This is a genomic window from Paenibacillus glucanolyticus (genome assembly GCF_037333485.1).
GTDB classification, from domain to species: domain Bacteria; phylum Bacillota; class Bacilli; order Paenibacillales; family Paenibacillaceae; genus Paenibacillus_AQ; species Paenibacillus_AQ glucanolyticus.
Map to the genome: position 1 here is coordinate 3,370,882 of NZ_CP147845.1, position 23,799 is coordinate 3,394,680.

A 23,799-nucleotide genomic window follows, 5' to 3' on the forward strand; every position below is an offset into this window, starting at 1 on the left:
GAATCAAAGACAAATCTTGTACAATTTGGCTGGCAGCATTCTCTAATTTGGAAATAGCCATTACAATAACAATAAGCCAATCTTAATGAGGTGAATTCTCTTATTCAAATTAATAGTATATGTAAGCCTTTACATTATGGGTGGGAAGTGGTATAAGATGCTCAGGTTTTCCGATTGGATCCGAAAAGTACGGCCGTTTATCATTCCGACTTCTCTAAAGCGAAAATTGGTTTATGTGCTGGTGTTCAGCACGCTCGTCCCGCTGCTGTTAATCGGCATGATCTCCTATATGTCCATGCATACCATTTTGGAGAAGAAAATCACCAGCGGTATACACAGTAATCTCAAGCAGGTGCGCGTCTCGCTGGAAAATGTGCTGAGCAACTTGAATTACAGTTCGCAGCAGCTCGCTCTCGATGGCCGGATCGGCAAGGATATCTATGCCTACTTGACGACGGAGCAGCCGTATGGGCGAAAAATGCTGGCGGGACAGATTGAAACGGAAATGAACCTGCTCACCTCGACGAATCCCAATATCGGGCTTATGTTTTACTACCTGAAGGACTCCGAGCAGATCCTTTTTCCCAATCTGCTTGTCAAAGATCATTTTCAGCCTGAGCGGCTCCCCGTGTTCACTGAACTGCAGAGCATGACGTATTACGGACCGCATCCGACTTATAATGCGCATTTTAATCGCACCGTCATGTCGCTGACCCGCAAAATGGACGTGCCGGATCTTGAGCCGCTATATATTTATATGGAGACGGACAATCGGCTGGTGGATACGATTTTTAACAAGCTGCAATATGGTATGGAAGTGCGCCATCTTGTTATCGATACCGACAACCGGATCGCATACAGCGAACAGCCGGATTTGTTTCCTGCCGGAACAATCTTCGGAGGAGCGGCGGAGCAGGGAAACGGGAAGATGATAGGCGATTTCTACCTATTCGAGGAAGACAGCAACCAGGGATGGCGAGTCGCAGCCGTCATTTCGGCATCAGCGTATAAACAGGAAATATTCCATTGGTTTCTGCAGTTTTTGGCCGTCGCTTTATTATCCTTAAGCGTCAGCCTTGCGTTTGCCTGGCTGATCTGGCGAACCGTTACCCGTCCGCTGACACGTTTGAACCGGGAAATCCGCTCCATGACCCAGACCCAGGAGGCAAGAGGGCTTCAATTGACCGGCACCGATGAAATTGACTATTCGCTGCGCCGGTTCAATGATATGCAGAAGACGATTGTTGAGTTAATTGAGGATATCAAGCAGAGCGAGCGGAAGAAAAGCCGCCTGGAAGTGGAAAAAAGAATTGCGCAAATTAACCCGCACTTTGTGCACAATACGCTGGATACGATAAGGTGGCAGGCGCGAATGAACGGACAGGAGGATATTGATCATCTCATCTCCACGCTGAATCGGGTGCTTCATTATAATCTGGGCAAAGGCGAGACGGCATCAATCCATGAGGAGCTGGAGGCCTTGAAGGATTATGTTGCTTTACAGGAGGTGCGCTACCAGTTTCATTTTGACATCCGGATCTCCGTTAGCCCGGAGCAGTTGATGCTCCGTATTCCACGGTTTATCCTGCAGCCGCTGATCGAAAATGCACTGTATCATGGCATCCGGGATGACGGATTCATCCGGGTGGAGATTGGCCGGTCGGGACAGGAACGAATCCGGATTCAAGTTTCGGACAATGGTGGGGGCATGACACCGGAGGAGGCCGGACAGCTTCTGAAGGAGGAGCATTCCTCCCGCAGACAGCAGGGGATGGGCATTGGCATTCCTTATGTAGTACAGTCCTTGAAGTATCAGTATGGGGATGCTGCGAGCATAGATATTCAGAGCGCCGTGGACGAAGGGACAACCATTGCCATAACGTTGCCGGCAGATTATGTTGAAGAGGAGAATGAGCATGCGAGTATTCGTTGTGGAGGATGACCGGCTCGTAAGGAAGGGCTTCATATCCTTGATGCCCTGGGAACAGTACGGGATGGTTATTGTCGGGGAAGCGGGCAATGGCGAGGACGCGCTCGAATTCCTGAAGCATCACGAAGTGGACCTCCTGATCACCGATGTGCTGATGCCCAAGATGGGGGGAATCGAGCTGATTCGGGTGGTCCGTGACCAGTATCCCCGAATATGGTCGGTCATCCTGACGTTTCATCAGGACTTTGAATTTATTCAGGAAGCATTGAGGCTCGGAGCAATCGATTATATTGCAAAAACGGAGCTGCAGCAGGACAAAATGGAGGAGGTGCTAGGTCGGATTGAGGGCCGGATCCGGTATGAAAGAGGCCAACAGGGCTTCCAGCCGGAACCGGCATCGCTGCGGAGCCTTGATCAGGCGCTTATATGGTTTGCCCATCCGTACATTCATCCGGTTGGGCTGGGAGTGTCCTTTCTGTCCCGTCTTCAGGCGGAGGAGATCGCGGCCGGCATTTGGATGCGCGCCATGGATGTCGCAGAGATTGAGGAGGAGGTCCACAGGCTGCCTGATTCGCTGCAGCCGGATACTTTTGCCGTATTGCGGCTAAGCGGAATTGGCAGCACGGATCGGGGAAGCGTGGCCCGGGTTCTGCAGCAGTACAGGGAGCGGCTGCTCTTCTATGAATGGAAGGGTTACGCTTCATCCGTTTTATGTAGAAGCTATGATCGGCTGTTGAGGTCCCTTCATGACAGGCCGGAAGCCGGAGCAGAGGAGCTGCTGAGGGAGTCCTGGTCGAGTCTGCAGTGGGTGGTCAATGACCGGTTGTATGAAGAGAACGTTGCGGTGCTGGAGCATGCGAAGCTGTCCCTGCCTCAGCTTGATGCATTGTTTGCTGTAGCTGCTGCCCGTTGGGAACGAATTGTGCCGGGACAGACCTGGACACCCGCAGCCGAAGCGCGTTCCTGCTGGGAAGGCTGGAAGCAATGGCTTGAGGGTTTACGCAGGGAATTGATGTCGCGGTTGTTCAAGCCATCCTATTCACAGGAAGTGCTTTCCTGCGTATGGAAGGCGGTGGAGAGCATTCTCCGTGATTTAAGCCGGGGGATTACACTTAAGGATATCGCCGTAGAGGTGAATATGAGTCAAAGCTATTTGAGCCAATGCTTCCGGGATATCGTGGGTCTATCCTTTAACGATTATGTGCGGCAGGCCCGAATGAACTGGGCCAAGCAGCTGCTGGCCGACACCAATCAACCGATTTATTGGATCGCGACACAGACCGGCTACCCCAATGAGAAATATTTCAGCCGGGTGTTCAAAGCGAAAACAGGAATGCTTCCCAGTGCATATCGTACCTCGGTACATGTGTTTGATTGAAACGAATGCTTTCAAAGTGAATGGTGTGAAGGGCAGAGCCCGGCTGGATACGGATCATCCTGCGGGCTTTTTTTTGTGGATTGCTGGCAGCTGTGATGGGCAGGTATCAATTGATCCGAAATAAAGGGCACAAAGGATTGAAAATCTGTCGATGCTGGAAAGGGAGCAGGGAGTTAGCGAACAAATCAACTCCCATTCAAAGATCGAATGTGCACTCTGCCGTTCATGTCTTCATATACAATTTAGCTATGGTCGTGCAGGAGGATCCAGCATCCGCCAGCAAGAGTGCATATTGAAAGCGTAAACATCATTTAAAGATGGAGGAGCTCTTATGAAAAAATGGTTAGTTGTATTATTAGCCGGCACACTGGCATTCGCAGGCGGCTGTGCCGGAGCGGGCAGCGGCGCAGCCACCCAGACGAAGAAAGAGGAGCTGACGACACCGGCTGATCCGTTCTATAAATATCCAGAGCCGGTGACACTGACGCTTGCGAAGCCGATCAACCCTGAGGATAAAAGTCTTCCCTCCGGCGATACCGTGGACAACAATCAGTTCACTCGTTACATGTTCGAAAAAACCAACATTGCCTTTGATTACGCGTTAACGGCCAAAACGGGAGATCCCTTCACCCAAAAAGTGCAGGTAGCTATTGCGAGCAATGACATCCCCGACGTCATGGTCGTCGGCGAGAAAGAGCTGCGGCAAATGGTGGAAGCGGATCAACTGGAAGATATGACGCAGGTCTACGAGAAATATGCCTCACAGCAGATCAAAGATTTTTACGCCACTACCGACGGCAAGGCGCTGGATAAGGCCACCTTTGACGGCAAGCTGATGGCCATACCGAATATCGTCCCCCAAGGCGATGCGCCTTATTTCCTTTGGGTTCGCAAAGACTGGCTGGATCAGCTAGGCTTGCAAGAGCCGAAGACGCTGGATGATATAGCGGCTGTCGCCAAGGCTATTATCGAGCAGGACCCGGACGGGAACGGCAAAGCTGATACGATCGGACTCCCGGGGTCACCGATAGATCTGGTTCACGGTGAAAATGGTTTTGCCTCGATATTCAGCTATTATAACGCGTATCCGGATTACTGGATCAAGGACAAGGAGGGCAATGTCTCTTACGGGTCCATACAGCCGGAGGTAAAGGAGGCGCTGGCGAAGCTGCGGGAATGGTACTCGTCCGGCTTGATCGACAAGGAGTTTGCACTGCGGAAGGAGGCTTATGAGCTGATGTCCGGCGGGAAGGCCGGCATGTTCTTTGGCCCGTGGTGGCTGCCGTGGGGAGCGCTTGGTGATGCAGTCAAGAATGATCCGAAGGCGAACTGGATTGCCCTGGCTGCTCCGCTGGATGCTGAGGGTAATTTCAAGACACATACCGTGCCGGTCAGCAATTCCTTTGTTGTCGTCAAGAAAAACATCGCACATCCGGAGGCTGTTATGATTGCCATCAACACTACGGTAGCGGGCGAACGTGGAACCGATCCCGATGCGAAAGGGCTGGACAATCGGGTAAACCCGATATACTGGCCGATCCGGGTCGTCATTGAAAATGCAGATACCGTCACGCGCAAACATGACATGCTGAAGCTGGTGATGGACGGAGAGTCCAAGCCGGAGGACATGATTCCAGAGATGCAGGATATTTACGCCAAAGCGAAGGCGGCCGATTTTGATCCCGTCATGGATCTGGGCGCCTGGCAGCCGTATTATTCCTATATGATCGGCAGCGCGCCGCTGAACGGTCCGCTGAAGCCACAGGAAAATCTGTTCACGTCTATTACCAAAACCATGGAACTGAAAAACGCAACGCTCGACAAAATGGAAAAGGAGACGTTTTTGAAGATTATTATGGGTATCGAGCCACTGGATTCCTTTGATACCTTTGTGGAGCAGTGGACGAAGCTCGGCGGGGACCAGATTACAAAAGAAGTCAGAGAATCGGTCGCGGAATAAACCCGCCGACCTTCATCCGTTAACAAGACACACCTGGCGCCTTGGAGCCACGATCCGAGCACAGTGTGAAAAGCTGCCGGCAGGGCTGGATTTGCAGGTTTCGATCAAGTTCTAGTGCCCTGTCGATGTGGCATGACTGCCTGAGAGGTGAATCTTCATGAAGAAACGATCATTTGCTTTCCATTACCACCTGATGCTACTTCCCGGCATTCTGCTGCTGATCTTTTTCAGCATCGTCCCGATGCTCGGCATTACCATAGCGTTTCAGAACTTTAAACCGGGACTTGGTTTTTGGCGCTCCGAGTGGGTGGGGCTGGATAATTTCCGTTATCTGTTTGAGCTGCCGGACAGCAGAACAGTCTTTTTCAATACCATTTATATTGCCATTTTAAAAATAGCGGCGAACCTGATCGTGCCGATCATTTTTGCACTATTGTTGAATGAAGTGAGATCCGTGCTGCTGAAACGAAGTGTGCAGACGATTGTGTACCTGCCACATTTTTTATCCTGGGTCATTCTGGCAGGGATTATATCCGATATGCTATCGACGGACGGGCTGGTCAATCAGATCATCGGCAGGTTCGGGGGCGAACCGATCATGTTCCTGGGCAGCAATAGCTGGTTTCCGGGTATTGTCGTGGGCAGCGATGTGTGGAAGGAGTTCGGATTCGGAACCATCGTCTATCTTGCCGCGCTGACCGGCATCAATCCGGCGTTGTATGAAGCGGCTGCGATTGACGGAGCCAGCCGGCTGCAAAAACTGCGGTATATCACCCTGCCAAGCCTGAAACCAACGATTATTCTTCTGGCTACACTTAGTCTGGGCAACGTGTTAAACGCCGGCTTTGATCAAATATTCAACCTGTACAATCCGCTGGTCTATGACTCGGGCGACATTATCGATACTTACGTTTACCGCGCAGGTTTGCTTCAGGTTCAATACGGGCTTGCGACCGCCGTCGGTTTGCTGAAATCAGTCATTAGCTTTGTTCTCATTGTCATCTCATACATGCTGGCGTCCAAATTCGCCAATTACCGAATTTTCTAAGCAAAGGGGCGGAGGCTTATGGTCCGGAACGACACTTTATTGTCACGTTTTGCAGATGGCGCCATCGTTGCCATCCTTGTTCTCTCGTCGCTACTGTGCCTGTTTCCGATCTGGTATACCATCGCGGTCTCTTTCAGCGATAAATCGGCGGTGGCTGCCGGATTGGTCACCTGGTGGCCGGTGGATGTCACGTTGTCGTCCTACATTAAAATATTGCAGGAGCGCGCGTTTTTTACGGCCTTTGGCGTTTCCTCGGAGAGAGTGCTGCTTGGCGGGCTGATCAACTTTGTCGTCTGTGCGCTGATGGCCTACCCGTTGTCCCGCAATCCCCGTCAATTCCGCTTTCGCAATGCGTACATGTGGTTCATTGTGTTTACGATGCTGTTCAGCGGTGGACTGATCCCCTGGTTCGTTACGATCAAATCCTACGGAATGCTGGATACCATTTGGGCGCTGGTGCTGCCTAATGCGGTTCCCGTATTTAACGTCATTCTTCTTGTCAATTTCTTTCGCAGCATTCCGAAGGAAATGGATGAAGCCGCCATGATGGATGGGGCAGGGCCTTGGTATATGCTGCTCAAAATCTATCTGCCGCTGTCCGTGCCGGTTCTGGCCACGATTACGCTGTTTAGCATCGTCGGCCACTGGAACTCGTTTTTTGATGGACTTATCCTGATGAACAAGCAGGAGAACTATCCTCTTCAGACTTACATTCAACAACTGGTCGTGCAGATCAATACAGACAACATGACGACGGAGGAGCTGCGTCAGAGCGCCCAGTTGTCAAACAAAACGTTGAATGCGGCCAAAATTGTCATTTCCATGCTGCCGATCCTGGTGGTTTATCCGTTTTTGCAGCGATTTTTTATTCATGGCATTATGCTGGGTTCCGTTAAGGAATAACCGTTGATAGGAGGAGTGTTATGAATTCGCCAATTGCACAAAATTCATCGATACACATCGGAGACTCGCATTGGAGTGCTGAATTGGAGCCGAGCGGCGTGATAAAAAGATTGGGGTTTCGCTCAGATGAGGATTGGATCGATATCCGTTACCGGAAAGGGGAGTACACCGGCTTTCGTTGGTACTTGGAAATGAACGGACAGAAGCAGATGGCCGAGATGGTCTTGGAGCATCAAGGCGTGGACAGTGCGCTTTTCAAAGGCAGCATTGGAGCCGTCAATTTCAAGCTGCAGTATCACAGCTCAGAAGGGGATTTCTCGGTCACTGCCTCGGCAGCCAATACCGGGAGGCTTCCGTTTCAGCCGCAGGCGCTTGGTCTGATCACAGGAATGGACACGTACATGGAACGATTTCCGGATTGGAACCATACCTTGTTTCCGACGCTGCTGCGCTGCGAGCCCACGCATTTCTGGGGCTACTGCATGCGGCCGGACGGGGTAATCCTCGGTCTTGCTTCCTCACAGCCGATGGCCTCCTGGCAACTTCAATATAATGTCGGTTACATGGAAGGCGATCTGGCCTGGGGTGGCCACCGGGTAGAGACGTTCATATTGGATTGCCTCCATGCTGGGCCTTTGCCTGAACGTCACCCGCAGCATCTGTTTCAGCTCCTTCCGGGGGAAGAAAAGCAGTGGAGCATCCGGTTCCGGCTCGTTGAACAGATGGATGAGGTCCTTCCAGCGCTGGCATCCGTCTGTCCGGCCCCGTTTATCGAGGTTGACCGGACAACGCTTGCGCTGGGGGAGTCCGCAAGGCTTATCATCCACTCCGGCGAGCCGGTTTCTGCGTTCATCTGGTATCCGGACGGGCAGCGGCTTACAGTACAGCCGGAAGCGATCGGCAAGAACAAGTACGAATGGGTCGTCCAGGGAGGTGCGGAATACGGACATATTCAAATTAGCGTGGAAAACCGCCTCGGTAAACGGAGTGAGGCCATAATTTCCGTACGTCCGCCATGGAGTTGGTTTATGAATAAAGCAAGGGAAGCGGCGTTTCATTTTCCGCCAAGAGCAACCTCTCACTGTGAAAGCTGGTATGGTCTATATACACTTTATTTAGCGGAGCAATTTGAGCCGAATCCGGAAATGCTTAGCCGAACGGAGCAGTGCCTGGACGCCATTTATCCCCTCATGTTTGATATGGAGCGCAATGAGCCGCTGCTTGTGAAACACAGAATTCAAAACGTCAGCACCATGGTGGGAATTTTGGTGGACCGCTACGAAACGACGGGGAATGAAGCAGCGCTGGAGAAGGCATCAGCTCTGGCGGATTGGCTCATTGATGTTGCCCAGCATCCTGATGGTTCTTTCCGGGCCGGGAATACTCACTATACCTCTGTCATTTATCCAGCCAAAAGCATCATGGAGCTTATACTGGCAGAGCAGTCACTCGCCAAACGGCATGCCATCTGGAAAACTCGTTTCGAAAAGCACGCTGCCTCCGTACGTTTGGCCATGGATGAGCTCGTACGAGCCGACGGAGATATCGATACCGAAGGCGAGCTGACATACGAGGATGGTATGATCTCCTGCAGTGCGCTCCAGCTTGGATTGTTTGCTTTAATGCAGCCAACGGAGGAACAAGGAGAGCCTTATGCGAAGGCAGCATTGAAGCTGCTGACCGGGCATAACTCGCTCACCAATCTGTTGATTGCCGATGGCCGGCAGAGGGGTGCTACCCGGCGCTTTTGGGAATCGCAATACGACGTAGCTATTCAGCCTAACATGCTGAACTCGCCGCATGGGTGGACTTCTTGGAGGATCTATGCCACATGGTACGCCTATCTGCTGACTGAAGACGTTACATATCTGCTGCAGACGATGAATGCCGTTGGCAGCACGGCACAGATGGTGGATATGCAATCGGGGCAGCTCCACTGGGCCTTCGTTCCTGATCCATATATTCGTGCTCGTCAGATCAGCAAACCGATGCAGGCAGTTCATGAAGCGGCGCAGCAAGGGCATCATCATACGATGAAGCATCCCTCACAGGAGTTTGTCATCGGAGAGCAGTATATTGACATGATCTCGGACTGGCATGAAAAGAGTCTGCAGGATAATGATGTGCATGAGCATTTCAAATGCCTCGCCGAAGTGGCATTAGACAAAGCGTATGTGGCAAAGGACGGCTCAGGGGGGCTGGTCACCTGGAATTGTACTGCACACGAAAGGGATGGTATCATCTATGTCCAGCTGACAGAACCTCGGATCCGGCTTGTTCATATGAATGCAGGAGCAGGGGAAGTCTGTTTTCGATTTGACGACCAGACGGTTCAGAGTCAGTTTGATGACACTTGCTGGATTACCCAAGAGGGACGGATAATCAGACATCTGTATGCTCTTTCAGATGACCTCAACGTCGCATACGGTTTTCCCGAGTCTAACATTCAGGGTTAAGGTAACGGGGAACGATAGTTGAGTACAAAAAGGCTACCGCGGTAGCCTTTTTTGCTTTATGTTAAGCCTAGTAGGAAGAACTTCCAGTTGAAGACGATCCCCTTCTAGAACTTCACGTGACTGTTTATTGTTTTCATTCCGCTTGTTGTCCGTATGCATATGCTCGTTCCCATGGACACCAGTATCGGAACAAAGCTTTTGCCTTACTTCGTAATGGAGTATTCACTTGATGAGGGGGATCTGCGTAATCAATCACTCGCTGTACGATATCCTGCTCCTCCAGCTCGCAGAAGGGTGAGCATGCGTCGGGCAATATCAGGAATCAACCTTCTCATCTCGTTTCAAGGCTTTACTTTGTGGGGTTATTTTACGTTGAACTTTACAGCTGCTATAACATTAGTGTCATACTTTACAATTAGCTATGACCCATAGTTTGAGAGGAGATATTTGTATGAATGATTCTAACCAAACATTTACATCTGCTGCAGATGCTCGCCAGTTACAGTCATTGGTCATTGGCCGTTGTTAAGCAAGAACTGGAAGAGCAAGTCCGGCAAATAAAGGATAGCTTGTAATGTAGCAGTTGTATGAGGAAAGAGCCAGTAATTTCTATGCTTTAGGATCACCGGTTTATTGATATAGATTGGTCCTCCGTGGATATTCGAAGAATAATATCGGCAGATCTCGAAAAATAAGTATTAGACTTGTCCCAATTATAAAAACAGCGTCAGTCGTGGAGAGAGAAAAGCCCTAGCCTGCCGTTGTATTATTGAGCTTAGGAGGCAGGAGGATTTGCATTGAGCCTGATTTCATCGTAGCGTTATTGCGCCCCTCGCCAATAATTCCATTATTACATGTCTCCGACAATGTTGACGATATTCCCTTTCCGTCTCCTCCAAAGAAGCAGAATACCATACCGATCTCGTCAATTTCGGTTAGTTGCGTCATGATTTTACCGCCTGACTGCATCATTCGTTCAATCGTTTCATCCATAAACCCATCCAAAAAAGGTGGTATGTCACAGGATTAATAAAAAGAGTTTCTCTCTTTTATTATTATGACATAAGGTGACATATTTGAGGTCTATAATGGAGGGGAGATAACGAAAGGGGTAACAAATCATGAAACGGAGAATAATTTTAGATTTAGCAATTACATTAGATGGTTTTATTGAAGGGAAAAAGGGGGAAATTGATTGGTGCATTATGGACTCTGAGATGGGGTTTATTAATTTCTTAAATCAAATTGATACTATTTTATATGGAAGAAAAAGCTATGATTTATGGGGACAATTTACTTCGGAAACTGAACATACGGATTCTGAAAAAGAATTTTGGGAATTGGTTCATAGTAAAGAGAAATATGTGTTCTCCAGGACGCAAAAGGGGACTGATAATAAAGCAATATTCATAAATGATAGTATTCTTGAAGAAGTAAATAAATTAAAGAATAAGCCTGGTAAAGACATCTGGCTATATGGTGGAGCAAGTCTTATAACAACTTTTATCAATTTAGGACTTGTTGATGAATTTAGATTATCTGTTCATCCTGTTGTTTTGGGGGAAGGGAAACCGTTGTTTGTGGATATAAAGCAGAGGTTGAATTTAAAAATGGTGGATACAAGAACGTTCTCCTCAGGCGTTGTACAACTCATTTATCATATGGATGGGAACTAATAATATTGCTCATTCCAATGATAAAATCGTAGATTTCATATTAACAGCGGGAGTCTAAAGCTTTATATTCAGATCTTCGACCGCCGCTTTGTCACCTATTGGGTTCAGTCTAAAATGTCTTCGACACCGTAAGCGCAGAAGCACAGAGACAGCTTAATGAGACTTTTACCGCATTCATCCGCAACCGCTTACACCGATTTAGTCAACCGGATACCGTCGGCTCGGCGGCAACTCCCGCTTCGACGGTCGATATGTGCCCGGAATGCTCCGGAGTCCAGACAGATGTGCAGTTTGTGTGGACAAGCTGCGGGGTAGGCTGACGAGTGAAGAGGTCGCTAGGGGTCATTAGGGCCAGATTATATTCTGATTGACTCAAGTCAATGAACTTGATATATTAACTTTTGAAGTAATCTCATGATTTTACATAAGGAGGTTAACATACATGGCTCGAAAGACGAAACCACCAGAGGAGCGACGCGCGGAAATTATTCAGACAGCCAAGGAATTGTTTGAGGAGAAGGGGTACGACGGAACACAAATTAGTGATATTACAAATAGAATGGGCGTAGCACATGGGCTCGTATATCACTACGTGAAATCAAAATCAGAATTGCTCGATGCCGTAGTTGAAGAGTGGGCTAAAGAGATATTGACAGATTTAATGGTTCTGATGAAAGACAACGCAATCAGCGCAGCGGATCGGTTAGAAAAAATGTTCCTGTTTACAAGCAATATGCTAAAAAAAGATGCCTCTTTAATTACAACCATACATCAGCACGAGAATGAGGAGATCCACAAGCGAATTGGCAGCACAGGAATCAAAATGATTCTCCCTATTTTTAAAGAGTTAATTAGAATTGGAAATGCGGATGGTACTTTCAACTGCTCATATCCTGAGGAGACAGCGAAATTTTGTTTATACGGCTGGCAGTCGATTGATTCAAGCATGTCGGATGAAGAAAGATTAGAAAAGCTAAAGTATTTTTATAAACGCATGTTAGGCCTTGATTAACAACTTCTTCGAAAGTTGTTTTATTTTTATCATATAATTGACTGACGTCAGTCAATAACAGGGAGGTAATATAGTGAAACATTTTAAGAACAAAGTTGTCATCGTGACCGGCGCAGGTGCTGGCATCGGAAGAGAGCTCTGTTGCCAATTATCTAAAATGAGAGCAACCGTTGTCGTAGCAGACATTCGTGAAGATCATGCTAAAATGACTGCAGATCAGATCATGAATAGTGGTAGAACCGCAAACTATATGCGTGTCGATGTCGCTAGCGAAATGGATATTCAACACCTAATTGATGTTACCGTATTACAATATGGCAGGATTGACTATATGTTTAATAATGCCGGCATTGCGATTGGCGGGGATGTCAGAGATTTGACCCTAGCGCAGTGGAAAAAAGTTATGGACATCAATTTCAGTGGTGTCCTTTATGGGTCGATGATAGCCTATCAGGTGATGGCGAAACAAGGGTTTGGACATATCATCAATACAGCCTCGGCCACAGGATTAATGCCGCAGCCCGGCAACACGCCATATTGCGCAAGTAAACACGCAGTCGTCGGATTTTCACAATCGTTAAGGTATGAGGGAGTTGATCTGGGGGTCAAGGTGAGTACGATCTGTCCCGGACATGTTCAAACCGACATTTATAAGAACATGACAGTTGCCAATGTAGCAAATGAAAAAATAGTGCAATCACTGCCTATAGGAGCAATGAATCCACGCGAGGCCGTTGATATTATATTAAAGGGCGTTATCAAAAATAAAGCTATCATTATTTTCCCGGCTTCCGTTCGGTGGGCATGGCGTATTTATCGTTTCTTCCCAAGGTTATTAGATCAAGCTTGGTTACAAAAAATTAGACGTATACGAAAGCTGAAAAACGGTTCTTGAAAACGTAAACAAATGAAGAAAGATAACCAGAGAGCAGACTACCATTGCACCTTTTTTATTAAAGTGACAGGCAGGATAGTGCATTGAGAATTGTTATCACTTGTTGTATATTAAAAACGATACATATAATGGAGTAGGGAGGATACATCATGCAAATATATTGGACTAAAATAAATAAGATTATTGAAGAAACACCGGAGGTTAAAACGTACCTCCTCGATTGTCCGAAAGACTTTACATGGGAAGAAGGTTCCCACACCCACTTCGCACTGGAAGGGTTCAATGCCGGAGATAAACCAAACCGCAGCCTGATTCGCCACATGTCAATCTCTACTTTACCGCACGAAAAATCAATCGGTATCACAACACGAATCAGAGAGCAGTGTTCTGAGTTTAAAACGATTTTAAGAAATCTTAAAGTCGGCGATGAAGTTGCCATATTTAAAACTCATTCGAATGTACCGCTTAAAAGAGAAGACAAAAATGTTTACCTGCTGTCATCAGGTGTCGGACTGGCAACTTTCAGACCGCTTGTTCTTGATTATTTCGAACGCGCTGACCATGTCAATCAAATTCATTCCCTGAACATAGATTCATCAAAAGATTTCTTATTTACTAATATTTTCGAATCCGTTCCTGACAAGAAGTTCACATCACAGTTCGTCGATAATCGTACAGACTACTATGAAGAAGTGAAAAATCTTGCTACAGACAAGGATGGACTGTTCTATGTTGTCGGCAGCGACGAATTCCTCCTTCAGAACATTGAAGTACTGCGTGAGCAGGGCATTAAGCCGGAACAGATTATGCTCGACAAGCGTGAACAACAACTACCTGAGTTTTTATCATTTTGATATGTCAATTTAAGTTATTGTTTCGATCAGATGACTATGAATATAGCAGTAGAGTGGATTTATTGATATATAACCGTTTGATATAAAACTGTTGAGGGATATGGCTTTGGGGTGTATACATACGCCATAGTCCCATTAAAAGTCGCTATTATAGCGGCTTTTTTGTTTTATTGGAACAAGTTCTTGTCCCGATAGGCGTAAAAGACAAGAACATGATGCGTTTATTGATTAGATAAGTATCTAACTAAGCTTCCATGCAAACTCGCATTCAATTCCAGCGGTGCTCCCAGGTGAAAGCACGGGGGAGAGAAGAGACTTATGTAGAAAGCTAACCCCTCTAATCTGGATCTGTTATCAGATGAGAAAGAAAACAATTAGTGATTAGATTCGGATGACAAGTACTTGATAACATTCCCGACTTATTACATTCTCGATATGATTTCATCGAAGGACGTCACACATAGCAAGGGGAGATGGTCGATTCGTCACCGCTTAGATCTCCAAGTGTCGCGAAACCCTGACGTTATAATGTCAAGAACTCGGTTCCATTACAGACGGCATAAACAAGCACCGAATTCATCCAAATCCGCATACATATGGTAAAATAAAGGGGCGATCTGGATGCCGCTAGAAAAAGAGTAACGATTATGCTAAAGAAGAACGATAGAACAAAGCTGCCGCAAGGGCGGCGTCTTTTGTTAATCCTTGAAGTAACGGGCAGATTAGCTTAATACCACAACGAGTAACAGGGTGAGAAAGTGATAAAAACGGCGCGTTGGAATTTAAGAACTGAGACAAAAGACATCCGGATGACTATATAAAGGACTACCTGTGTGAGACACATGTCGATGTCCGGAGAGCGGTGATTCGACTTCCGGAAATAGCAATCGATAAGAAGCCACATCACCTGTCTCATGATAGATTAAAAGTAAATTATCATTTCATAATGATGAAGGAGGAACTTAATTAATGTCAGAAAAGGGTGCTTCCCTTGCCCCACACAATCCGCCCAACCCGGATCTTACGCTTACTCGCTTGAGTGTATTCGTAGGTAAATGGAATACGGAAGGACTGATTAAGGCGAGCCCGTCGGGGCCGGCTGCAGTGGAAATCGGCACAACGGGTCTGCACGTACCAACAAAAGCTGTGAAATGGAGGAAAGTTAATGATTCGAAGTTCTCTCTTCATATTAATAGCGGTCATCGTATTTCTAGCGGGTTGCAGTCATGAACAGGATAAGAATGTTTTAACAAATCAAGACGCATCAGAATCCATTCAAAAGGAGGAACCGGAGAACAACAATTCAAACAATCACAACTCGCCGGATTCCAATCTCAATGAACCCCATTCCGAAATTCAGAACCCACCGGACTCAAACCACAACGAAACTCAGACTTCCTTGACAGACGAAGAAATATTATTGAAGCCTCCAGGGCGATTTGCCGGTTCCAACTATGATGAACAGAAAGTTCAGGCAGCGTTGGATCAATTGCCAAGCAACTTGACTACGGATCAATATAAGGATGAATTGCTTCTCCTACTTGCTGAAGATTATCGTCCGTACGTCACGAATTTTATGAACTTTGATACCGAAATCAGCGTGAACAATGAACGACCCGAAGGCAAGATTACATTGCCCGTAAACAGGAATCTGCATATCTCCATCCTGCTTGACGCCAGTGGCAGTATGAAAGCACAGATCAACGGAAAATCAAAGATGGATTCGGCAAAAGAAGCGATTCAGACTTTCGCAGATAAACTGCCCAACAATGCAGAAGTTTCACTACGGGTATATGGACATAAAGGGACAGGAGATCAGAAAGATAAGCGAGTATCCTGCGACAGTACAGAAGAGATTTTTCATGGCCAGGGCGATCAGACGAATCAAATAAAAACAGCACTCCAAAAAGTTGAGCCGGCAGGCTGGACCCCCATCGCGAATGCTCTTCAATCTGTCAAAAAGGATATCAATCCGGAGACCACCGATTCTGTTGTTTACGTCGTAAGTGATGGCATTGAAACCTGCGGCGGAAAACCTGCTCAAGTTGCACAAGAACTACATCAGTCCGAAGTGAAGACGATCGTGAATATTGTTGGTTTTGATGTAGATAACGAAGGACAAAAACTGCTTCGACAGATTGCTGCCTCTGGTGGCGGCGAATTTATGTCCGTGAATAATGACGAGGCTTTAAAAAATGTACTGAATAAAGCTTATGAACAATTACGAGGCGAGTGGACGAGGTGGAAAGAGAAAGGGGAAGGGGATGCCAATAAACAGAAAGAACAAAAACAAGGGGAAATCAATCGTGCACGAGAAACCATGCAAGGTCTAGCGAACAAAGAGAATTCACATCTGCTGGCAGCCCTTAATTATTTGAAATCGAAAGACAACCAGGAGTTCCCCAATACCGAACTTTTGAAAAAGGTCAATGAACGCAAGAGTTTCGCGTGGGGTTATGCCCGGGATACGGGGAAGCGTTTATATAACGCCGTTTCCGAGAACGGGATACGGGTTTATGGTGATATCAAAGAAGAGGGAAACAAGAATATTGATGATTTGACCAATAAGACAAATCGTTAATGGAGATCATGTGTCTGATCGCTTAATATAGAACCCGCAGCAATACGCTGCGGGTGTCAGAACGTATTGAAATGGGCTGATTGCGTTGTTTATTGACCCGCAGGTGTGTAATTCTCGTCTAGAAAAGATTGAACAGCTTGGAACGCCTGAACTCTATTTTTCTCGAGCAGTACCATGTGAGTTCCTTCTCCGATTTCCACCCAACGGCGATATGAGGCTCCGGTTAAGGAAGTAAAGAAATTTTGAGCCAAATCTAACGGTACATCAATATCCCACTCCGCATGAATGAGGAGGACAGGTACGGTGATATCTTTAGGTTCGTAGAAGGCTTTGCCAACCGTCCAATATTCACGTATGTCTAGAATTGGCCCGTTGGTAGCACGGATATGCTCAGGATGTACAGTCTTGCTATTAGGATCCGAGGCCAGAGTTGCTTCAACCCATTTCTCAAACCAACCGTCAGGGAGCAAGCTGTCACGTTTCCCTTCAGGAGCAGCACTTAACCAGCGTTCTTTAGTAGTACCTGCTGGCACAAGGCGGTAAGAGCCAAGCAAGCCGCCAGTATCAATAGGGATGGGTTTGTTGCTCAGCCATTGAGGGGCAATAAGAGTTAACTTGTTCACTTTGTTGTTATTAAGGCTTGTATATGCTCCAGCCACTGTGCCGCCCCAAGACATCCCAAGTACATTGACCTTCGATAGATTGCGGTGCTTCAGGACGAAGTCTACAGCCGAGCCAAAGTCACGGACTCCGGTTTCTGTACGGACAAGCGGAGGATTCTGATCGGCAGGTTGATCCATTTCTGGCGGTCTTGTGGATCCACCATAGCCACGAACATCTACACCATAGACGTCATAGCCGTGACTAGCGAGGTAATCAAGGAAGGTAAAACCGTCTAGCTCCACATCGTATAAGCTACCAATTGGATAAGTAGCACCATGGACCATGACGATCGTCTTCTCATTAGAGAAGACAGTCATAGATGTTGGACGTTTATTAAGGACCGATAGCTCAATCCCCGGCGTATCGCTGGCAATGTTAAATTTCTCAGATACGATGGAGATAGATTTGTTGAATGTATGGTTGGACATCATATTTTACCCTCTCTTTGATGTATTAGATAAAGTGCCAGTTGAAGCTATCTTCGCTTCTAGTGACGTATCCGGCTGAGCTCTCTGGGAAATGCGTACTGAAATAAATAATTGGACGATCGGCGATGTATTCCAAAGCCCAGCGGCGCGAGATTCGAGCCTGCTCACCAAATTCACAGTACATAGAATTCCAATCTGGCCTCATGACTTGGAAGGGATGATGCATGATATCGGCCCCGAACAAAGCTTCTTCATCACCTGATGAAAGACGAATGGACATTTGTCCAATACTGTGACCTGGAGTCGGAATGAATGTAAATATATCTAGAAATTTTCCGCCTTCTGGACCGATTGTTTCCGTCATGCCTGCCTCAATGATAGGAAGTACACTCTCTTCGTAAACGTTGAAGTTCGCTTCATTTTCTTTGTTATGGCTCACTTCGCTGGAGTAATACTCTTGTTCTTTAATAGGAAATACGTACGTTGCATTTGGGAATGTCGGTACCCATTTTCCGTCAACCAGCTTTGTATTCCAACCGACGTGATCCACATGCAAATGAGTTAGTAACACGTAATCGACTTCTTCTGGAGTAACACCTGCCTCTTGAAGTCGCTCGAGATAAGGTAGATGCAGATTACCAAGATCCGGATTCAGTGGCAGGTTTTTATCATTACCTGTCGCTGTATCAATAAGAATTGTATGTTGGGAAGTTTTCACAACCCAGGTGCCAATACTGACGATAAGTTGAGAGTTTTCATCAATCAAGCCCTCTGAGAAGGATTCTTTATTCGCTTCCAAAAAGGAGGGATCCCATGTACCTGGGAAATAAATTTCTGGTGGAACGCCACTGATTACCATTTCCGTGACTCGGGTAACCGTAGTTTCGCCTACGGTGTAAATCTTAGGAAGCTTAGTCATATGGTTCATCGCCTTCCTTTAAAATTTCGCTGAAAATGAAATGTTATATGGAAAAGAATTATGTGTAAATGTCCCGGGATGATATTTGCACATCTGCCTTGTTAAAATCTTAGTCCAATAATGCTGGTAAATCAACGTTTTTGCACCGAAATTGAACCTTCGTAAGAAAGCTTGCTATTACTCAATATTTTGATTATTATCAAATATAAATTTCGCTGACAGCGAAAAAAATGAATGTGTAGGAGAAATGAAAGATGAATTCTATAGGCGAGGTCATTAGAAATACCCGAAAAAAACAGAAATTAACACTTAAAGAAGTGGCAAAGGCGGGATCCATTTCATTATCTTTTCTCAGCGAAATTGAACGGGACAAAGCGAATCCTTCGATCAGTGTTCTAAAAAGGATTGCCAATGCGTTGAATGTTAATTTTACTGATCTATTTGGAGAGAAAGAGCAAAGCATCGTTGTGAGAAAAAACGAACGTAAACCATTGCTACATTCTGAAGGCTCACGTATTACGTGGTATTCCCTTAGCGAGGGAAGTAGAAATAAGATGGGACCCATATGGGGGGTTCTTGAAGAGGGTGCGACTTCTGGTGATGTGGGTGTAGGACACAGCGAAGGAGAGGAATTTCTGTATGTCCAGTCGGGGTGCTTGGAGTTTATGCTAGGGAATGATAGATATACGCTAGAAGAGGGAGATAGTATTTATTTCGATGCCAGGACGCCGCATAGCTATAAGAATGTATGGAGAGGAGAGACCCTGGTCATTGCCGTATCGACACCTCCAACTTTTTAAGTTCAAATGAAAAAAATATGGGGGAATAAATTATTCTTCATATAAAGTGAGTGAGGAGATTGAACCTGTTGTCGCTAAAGGTTCAAGTGTGGTACAGGCGTTTCGGAAAACGAAACGAGTCCTATGGAAAAGCTGTAGAAAACATGGAACGAGTGGATTCGAACAATTCGGGGAAATGTTGGGTAGGCTTCAAGGTGGCTACACCTATTACATGGTGAATCGGTTGCAACCCGAACGAGCAAAAGGGACACAGTAGGCGCAAAGTCAAAACGGATGCCCTGGATGCCTGGCACCTAGCTGACATGTACTACCGTGGCGACGTAAAGCTGCAGCGAACATGGAATATTATAAATATTATAACCCGAATTAAGGTTTCCATTTTTTTATATTTTATGGTATATATTTGGAGTGTTAAATTTCGAAACTAAATCTAATTGAATAATATATCTCTTCGCTATACTTGACATGAAGACTTTGAGGCGTGTTGATAACCAATTTTATATTCGTTCCCATGTAAAATCGCAGTCTATCTAACCATTTCAAATAGCGAGAGAGTCAAGAACCCTACCAGGTAATAATCGAAATATGACTTCATCTATTCAACAAAAGGCTGCTACGGGTGGTTCTGCTGATTTAAGTATGCATGCTACTGCAGCACAGAATGTTGATGTTCGTCAACAGGATGCCTACTGAAGAGAAGGGAAGTTGTTAACATAGAAAATTACTCTGTTATGAAAGAGATACAAAATTCTCTTTCTATCAAACGAATCGTGATTTGGTTTCTTCTTATGTTGTGGCCTTTTTTTTATTTTATAGTGCAGCGTAATAGTGTTTCTTTCCGAGATCGTCTGGATGTCTTCACTTTCATGCTTGAGGGTATATTGCCTCTTATTTTTGTACTTTTGGCTACATTGGTTTATGTAGGTTCCTTTTCTCAGGAAATAAAAAATCGATTTTTGGTATATACCCGTATGAGAATTCCACTTCGAAAGATGTTATTGATAAAATTTATAGCTAACAGCCTAACCACATTTGGTGTTTTTTTTGTGTTCACGTTCGGGTATTTTTTATTTTCTTTCTATATTGTTCAGCCGTTAGGGTTAATTCACTTTGAACCTGAAGCCTACAAACTTACTGAAACTACAGTCATTCAGGATTCCTATACGCGACATACCTTCACACAACTCCTACAATATGGTTCGCTAACATACGGTTTTCTATATTCTTGTTGGGTGGGTTTTAATGCTGCTGTTTATGCTATGATTGGATTTTTTTTGGTAATCATTATACGTAACCAGTTTTGGGCCTTATCCATCCCTTTTCTTATGTATATTTTGGGTAGTTTCGTGATGGGATTAGACAATAGTTTAATGCGTTTTAGGTTTCCTGATGCAATATTTCCGTATAGCTACATGCAATTGCCGATTTGGACAGCTTTTATACCCTTGTTATTTCTTCTCATCATATGTACCATCCTTGCTTTCTTTGTAAATAAGAATTTGGAACGGATTGATACCTTGTTATGAGTTATATTAAAAAGCTCTTTGATGAATTTACCACATGGAAGTGGAGTATTTTCATTATCATTATTCTCCTCTATGGCTGGAGTATTCGTGTGACTTTTGCTACAAATAATCTTGAACAGCTTCCGTTGAATCAATGGGACATAATTTTCACATTTTTGAGCAGTCCTTTCTTGAACATCTATTTTTATTTACCTTTTTGGTTGTTTTTTTCAAGTCAACTTATCATTAAAGAATGGGATTACACTCTACTTATTCGACTTAAGAGTTTTCCAAAATGGATATTCCATACAATAAGTCGGTTAAGCCCAATGCTGTTCATATTCCAGACTTTTTCCGTAATGGTTAGTTTCTTAGTTGCTATGGGTACTCCAGTTGAAAATGAGTGGAGTGTCTGGGGAATGACATATTCACCTTTAAATAATGTTGTTTTTGTTTTACAGGGAACTGGTTTGTCTCCTTGGATCATTTTACTCTTACAAACTGCACTGCTCAGTCTTTTTTTAGTTACGCTACATGTTGTTACAGCATCTATTTATGCACGTTTCCCGAGGATGAATGTAATTGCCGGTACTAGTTTGTTTCTTTTTATAGGAGCGATCATCTCATATAAAATTTTCCCTGCTGTATTCGTTTTGGGAAATGTAACAAATTACAGCATTCTTTCTTCTGCATATTCTACATTTGATTCTTTTCTTCCATCATTTATTCTATTAATCTTGATCATTACAATCTCTCTTTCCCTTATCGTCCTTTGGAGTAAGGGCTTTTTACAGAGTTTAGCCATCTTTTTATCTGACCATTATCGTTTTATTATATATAGCTCTATATGTTTAATAGGAATTTTTACGCAATTCACACATTCAGGATTAAAGGTTCTACATGTCTGGGAGAACTTATATTTCAATTTTTACGGTGTATCTAAAGATGGGTTTTCGCTTTATATTTACCTTTACTTCTGCATTGTGTTTTTAGGATTTGTGTACTTATTTCAACTTCACTTGAGTAATCTATTAAACGGACATATCTATTACCTGATGATTCGATATAAGTCTTTTTACCGTTGGTTCTTCCAGTTAATGAAAAGGACTATTTTGAGTGTGATTAGCCTACTACTTTTTTTAGCTTTTGCCACTATTCTAGTTGGTCTCATACAAGGACGAACACTAGCGTTTGATACTACTGAGAGTATGACAGAGCTCTTTCCTTATATTTTTTATCATTTTTTTATGAATGGATTCTTACAGATGCTTAACTACATACTTATCGTATTTATTGTAAGTTGGGTTTGGCATGAAGCAATGTACAGTTTGATTGCACTCGGTGTTCTGGCGGTGGCGGGCTTACCAATACTAAATACAAATCAATGGCTACCATCTGGGTTAAATAGTATGGGTTATGTTACGGATGACGGTACTGGCGTATTTAGTACATCTATCGTGCTGTTGATCTATCTTTTAATAGAGATTGGTATAATTGCTTACTTGTTTAGAAAACGAAAAATTTCATTTTAGTAAAGGAGTCTCTTATGACGCTAATTCATATTAAAAACGTGAGTAAATCCTTTAAAGGTATTCAACTTTTTGAGAATACAACCGTCCAGTTTGAAAAAGGGAAAATTTACGGAATTATCGGTCATAATGGATCTGGCAAATCCGTTTTGTTCAAAATGATTTGTGGGTTCATACGTCCCGATGCAGGAGAAATTATAATTAATCCCGCCTATCGGGATAAACAATCCATGTTCCCCAAAAACTTTGGCATTGTGATTGATCGTCCTGGATACATTAGTGGAATAACAGGTTTTGAAAATTTAAAGAGACTGGCTAGAATTCAGCAATTGATCAGTGATCAGGAGATCAGGCAGGCAATGACTCTTGTAGGTCTCGACCCTGAGACTAAACAAAAGGTGAAAAACTACTCACTAGGGATGAAGCAGAAGCTTGCGCTGGCTCAGGCGATTATGGAAAATCAAGACGTTTTGATCTTGGATGAACCATTTAATGCCTTAGACATCGATAGTGTCCATTCGATACGGCAATTGCTTTTAAGATTCAAGGAGGAGGGTAGAACTATAATTTTAACGAGCCATAACCAGGAAGATATCAATATTTTGTGTGATCACGTTTTTCAGATTCGTCAACATGCAGTGGAAGAAGTAAAAGCATAACGTGGTTCTAGAGGGGAGGGTTCTATTGGGAACGGAATTAGAATCGGGAAGTATGAAAGAGTTTTTGAGCGAGCAGTCCATTGAGGCATTTAGACCGATTATAAAGGCCTTGAAGGAGAGCGAAGAGCGCTATCGATTGTTAGCTGATTAGATAAGTACCTAAAATTTTTAAAATGCAATTTCATTAAGTTAACGAACAGTAACTTATATATTACGACGAAACTGAATATGCTGGTGAGCGATAGTGCTTTCAACTTGTTGATTTGAAAAGGCTTGGCAGTTACTAGGGGAGAAGGAAAACTTATCGAGAGTTTTACTGATGAGGATATCGTTCTTGAATTCATTAAAGCGGAAAAGCTCGATGACGGTTCTGGCGGATATGCTCCTTGGTTTTAGATTTGCTGCGATGAGAGTGTTGGGGAACTGGGCAACTGATTACATTTCATAAGAAAAGTTGCATTGATTATTTGAATCAATGGTGAATGACATAAAAAAGGGCGGAGTGTGTTCTGTAAAAATCCGGAGGATAATTTAAACGGGAACATTGACATATGAAGTAGTCGATGTTACGATTCCACTATAAAAATTGAGGAGGATTGCGAT

General features: G+C 44.9%; 19 protein-coding genes. 16 read left to right on the forward strand and 3 right to left on the reverse strand.

What is annotated here, in order from left to right; genetic code table 11:
• Positions 1 to 157: 157 nt before the first annotated feature.
• From WDY75_RS15915 to WDY75_RS15940, 6 genes are all read left to right on the forward strand, one after another.
• The gene (locus WDY75_RS15915) at positions 158 to 1,942 is read left to right on the forward strand and encodes a sensor histidine kinase (RefSeq protein WP_063479610.1); all 1,785 of its coding nucleotides are present in this window, start codon (positions 158 to 160) and stop codon (positions 1,940 to 1,942) included.
• Complete coding sequence (locus WDY75_RS15920; RefSeq protein ID WP_063479609.1) at positions 1,917 to 3,308, forward strand: response regulator; 1,392 nt, start codon at positions 1,917 to 1,919, stop codon at positions 3,306 to 3,308. Before WDY75_RS15915 ends, WDY75_RS15920 begins: the two co-directional genes overlap by 26 nt.
• 331 nt (positions 3,309 to 3,639) lie before the next feature.
• The gene (locus WDY75_RS15925) at positions 3,640 to 5,268 is read left to right on the forward strand and encodes an extracellular solute-binding protein (protein WP_063479608.1); all 1,629 of its coding nucleotides are present in this window, start codon (positions 3,640 to 3,642) and stop codon (positions 5,266 to 5,268) included.
• Between the two features lie 157 nt (positions 5,269 to 5,425).
• The gene (locus tag WDY75_RS15930; RefSeq protein WP_063479607.1) at positions 5,426 to 6,316 is read left to right on the forward strand and encodes an ABC transporter permease; all 891 of its coding nucleotides are present in this window, start codon (positions 5,426 to 5,428) and stop codon (positions 6,314 to 6,316) included.
• A gap of 18 nt (positions 6,317 to 6,334) precedes the next feature.
• Positions 6,335 to 7,219 (forward strand): carbohydrate ABC transporter permease, encoded by an 885-nt coding sequence (locus WDY75_RS15935; protein ID WP_063479606.1) that lies wholly within the window; start codon positions 6,335 to 6,337, stop codon positions 7,217 to 7,219.
• A 20-nt stretch (positions 7,220 to 7,239) separates the two neighbouring features.
• The gene (locus WDY75_RS15940; protein ID WP_063479605.1) at positions 7,240 to 9,675 is read left to right on the forward strand and encodes a hypothetical protein; all 2,436 of its coding nucleotides are present in this window, start codon (positions 7,240 to 7,242) and stop codon (positions 9,673 to 9,675) included.
• 750 nt (positions 9,676 to 10,425) lie between these two features.
• Here the strand turns inward: WDY75_RS15940 and WDY75_RS15945 are convergent.
• The gene (locus WDY75_RS15945) at positions 10,426 to 10,668 is read right to left on the reverse strand and encodes a hypothetical protein (RefSeq protein WP_063479604.1); all 243 of its coding nucleotides are present in this window, start codon (positions 10,666 to 10,668) and stop codon (positions 10,426 to 10,428) included.
• Positions 10,669 to 10,796: 128 nt separating this feature from the next.
• Here WDY75_RS15945 and WDY75_RS15950 point away from each other — a divergent pair, with 128 nt between their 5' ends.
• The 6 genes from WDY75_RS15950 (at position 10,797) to WDY75_RS15975 (ending at position 16,693) form a co-directional block, all read left to right on the forward strand.
• Complete coding sequence (locus WDY75_RS15950) at positions 10,797 to 11,351, forward strand: dihydrofolate reductase family protein (RefSeq protein ID WP_063479603.1); 555 nt, start codon at positions 10,797 to 10,799, stop codon at positions 11,349 to 11,351.
• A 442-nt stretch (positions 11,352 to 11,793) separates the two neighbouring features.
• The gene (locus tag WDY75_RS15955; RefSeq protein WP_006210151.1) at positions 11,794 to 12,363 is read left to right on the forward strand and encodes a TetR/AcrR family transcriptional regulator; all 570 of its coding nucleotides are present in this window, start codon (positions 11,794 to 11,796) and stop codon (positions 12,361 to 12,363) included.
• Positions 12,364 to 12,436: 73 nt separating this feature from the next.
• Positions 12,437 to 13,258, forward strand: a complete 822-nt coding sequence (locus tag WDY75_RS15960; RefSeq protein ID WP_006210150.1) for an SDR family NAD(P)-dependent oxidoreductase — start codon at positions 12,437 to 12,439, stop codon at positions 13,256 to 13,258.
• A gap of 149 nt (positions 13,259 to 13,407) precedes the next feature.
• The gene (locus WDY75_RS15965; protein WP_006210149.1) at positions 13,408 to 14,112 is read left to right on the forward strand and encodes a hypothetical protein; all 705 of its coding nucleotides are present in this window, start codon (positions 13,408 to 13,410) and stop codon (positions 14,110 to 14,112) included.
• Positions 14,113 to 15,081: 969 nt separating this feature from the next.
• The gene (locus tag WDY75_RS15970; RefSeq protein WP_197477129.1) at positions 15,082 to 15,342 is read left to right on the forward strand and encodes a hypothetical protein; all 261 of its coding nucleotides are present in this window, start codon (positions 15,082 to 15,084) and stop codon (positions 15,340 to 15,342) included.
• Positions 15,278 to 16,693 (forward strand): vWA domain-containing protein, encoded by a 1,416-nt coding sequence (locus tag WDY75_RS15975; protein ID WP_063479602.1) that lies wholly within the window; start codon positions 15,278 to 15,280, stop codon positions 16,691 to 16,693. The genes WDY75_RS15970 and WDY75_RS15975 overlap by 65 nt, the downstream gene beginning before the upstream one ends.
• An 89-nt stretch (positions 16,694 to 16,782) precedes the next feature.
• On the opposite strand, the gene WDY75_RS15980 is transcribed toward WDY75_RS15975, so the two are convergent.
• A complete protein-coding gene (locus tag WDY75_RS15980) occupies positions 16,783 to 17,787 on the reverse strand; it encodes an alpha/beta hydrolase (protein ID WP_231888080.1) in 1,005 nt (334 codons plus the stop codon).
• A 22-nt stretch (positions 17,788 to 17,809) separates the two neighbouring features.
• On the reverse strand, positions 17,810 to 18,703 hold the full coding sequence (locus WDY75_RS15985; RefSeq protein ID WP_063479601.1) for an MBL fold metallo-hydrolase: 894 nt from the start codon (positions 18,701 to 18,703) through the stop codon (positions 17,810 to 17,812).
• A gap of 254 nt (positions 18,704 to 18,957) precedes the next feature.
• Between WDY75_RS15985 and WDY75_RS15990 the strand changes: the two genes are divergently transcribed.
• The 4 genes from WDY75_RS15990 to WDY75_RS16005 all read left to right on the forward strand — a co-directional run bounded on the left by WDY75_RS15990 (position 18,958) and on the right by WDY75_RS16005 (position 23,347).
• On the forward strand, positions 18,958 to 19,503 hold the full coding sequence (locus tag WDY75_RS15990; RefSeq protein ID WP_036639127.1) for a helix-turn-helix domain-containing protein: 546 nt from the start codon (positions 18,958 to 18,960) through the stop codon (positions 19,501 to 19,503).
• Positions 19,504 to 21,025: 1,522 nt separating this feature from the next.
• On the forward strand, positions 21,026 to 22,540 hold the full coding sequence (locus WDY75_RS15995; RefSeq protein WP_063479600.1) for a hypothetical protein: 1,515 nt from the start codon (positions 21,026 to 21,028) through the stop codon (positions 22,538 to 22,540).
• A 14-nt stretch (positions 22,541 to 22,554) separates the two neighbouring features.
• Positions 22,555 to 23,196 carry an ABC transporter ATP-binding protein gene (locus WDY75_RS16000; protein ID WP_063479599.1) on the forward strand — a complete coding sequence of 214 codons (642 nt, stop codon included), beginning with the start codon at positions 22,555 to 22,557 and terminating at the stop codon, positions 23,194 to 23,196.
• A gap of 25 nt (positions 23,197 to 23,221) precedes the next feature.
• Entirely contained in the window at positions 23,222 to 23,347 is a 126-nt protein-coding gene (locus tag WDY75_RS16005) for a hypothetical protein (RefSeq protein ID WP_269148271.1), read from the forward strand.
• The last annotated feature ends 452 nt before the right edge of the window (positions 23,348 to 23,799 follow it).

Excerpts from the sequence above, each read along its gene's own strand:
- WDY75_RS15915 (WP_063479610.1), top strand. The coding sequence starts at position 158 with ATGCTCAGGTTTTCCGATTGGATCCGAAAAGTACGGCCGTTTATCATT.
- WDY75_RS15950 (WP_063479603.1), top strand. The coding sequence starts at position 10,797 with ATGAAACGGAGAATAATTTTAGATTTAGCAATTACATTAGATGGTTTT.
- WDY75_RS15920 (WP_063479609.1), top strand. The coding sequence starts at position 1,917 with ATGCGAGTATTCGTTGTGGAGGATGACCGGCTCGTAAGGAAGGGCTTC.
- WDY75_RS15935 (WP_063479606.1), top strand. The coding sequence starts at position 6,335 with ATGGTCCGGAACGACACTTTATTGTCACGTTTTGCAGATGGCGCCATC.
- WDY75_RS15925 (WP_063479608.1), top strand. The coding sequence starts at position 3,640 with ATGAAAAAATGGTTAGTTGTATTATTAGCCGGCACACTGGCATTCGCA.
- WDY75_RS15995 (WP_063479600.1), top strand. The coding sequence starts at position 21,026 with ATGAGTTATATTAAAAAGCTCTTTGATGAATTTACCACATGGAAGTGG.
- WDY75_RS15980 (WP_231888080.1), bottom strand. The coding sequence starts at position 17,787 with ATGATGTCCAACCATACATTCAACAAATCTATCTCCATCGTATCTGAG.
- WDY75_RS15985 (WP_063479601.1), bottom strand. The coding sequence starts at position 18,703 with ATGACTAAGCTTCCTAAGATTTACACCGTAGGCGAAACTACGGTTACC.
- WDY75_RS15955 (WP_006210151.1), top strand. The coding sequence starts at position 11,794 with ATGGCTCGAAAGACGAAACCACCAGAGGAGCGACGCGCGGAAATTATT.
- WDY75_RS15965 (WP_006210149.1), top strand. The coding sequence starts at position 13,408 with ATGCAAATATATTGGACTAAAATAAATAAGATTATTGAAGAAACACCG.
- WDY75_RS16000 (WP_063479599.1), top strand. The coding sequence starts at position 22,555 with ATGACGCTAATTCATATTAAAAACGTGAGTAAATCCTTTAAAGGTATT.
- WDY75_RS15930 (WP_063479607.1), top strand. The coding sequence starts at position 5,426 with ATGAAGAAACGATCATTTGCTTTCCATTACCACCTGATGCTACTTCCC.
- WDY75_RS15975 (WP_063479602.1), top strand. The coding sequence starts at position 15,278 with ATGATTCGAAGTTCTCTCTTCATATTAATAGCGGTCATCGTATTTCTA.
- WDY75_RS15970 (WP_197477129.1), top strand. The coding sequence starts at position 15,082 with ATGTCAGAAAAGGGTGCTTCCCTTGCCCCACACAATCCGCCCAACCCG.
- WDY75_RS15945 (WP_063479604.1), bottom strand. The coding sequence starts at position 10,668 with ATGGATGAAACGATTGAACGAATGATGCAGTCAGGCGGTAAAATCATG.
- WDY75_RS15940 (WP_063479605.1), top strand. The coding sequence starts at position 7,240 with ATGAATTCGCCAATTGCACAAAATTCATCGATACACATCGGAGACTCG.
- WDY75_RS15990 (WP_036639127.1), top strand. The coding sequence starts at position 18,958 with ATGAATTCTATAGGCGAGGTCATTAGAAATACCCGAAAAAAACAGAAA.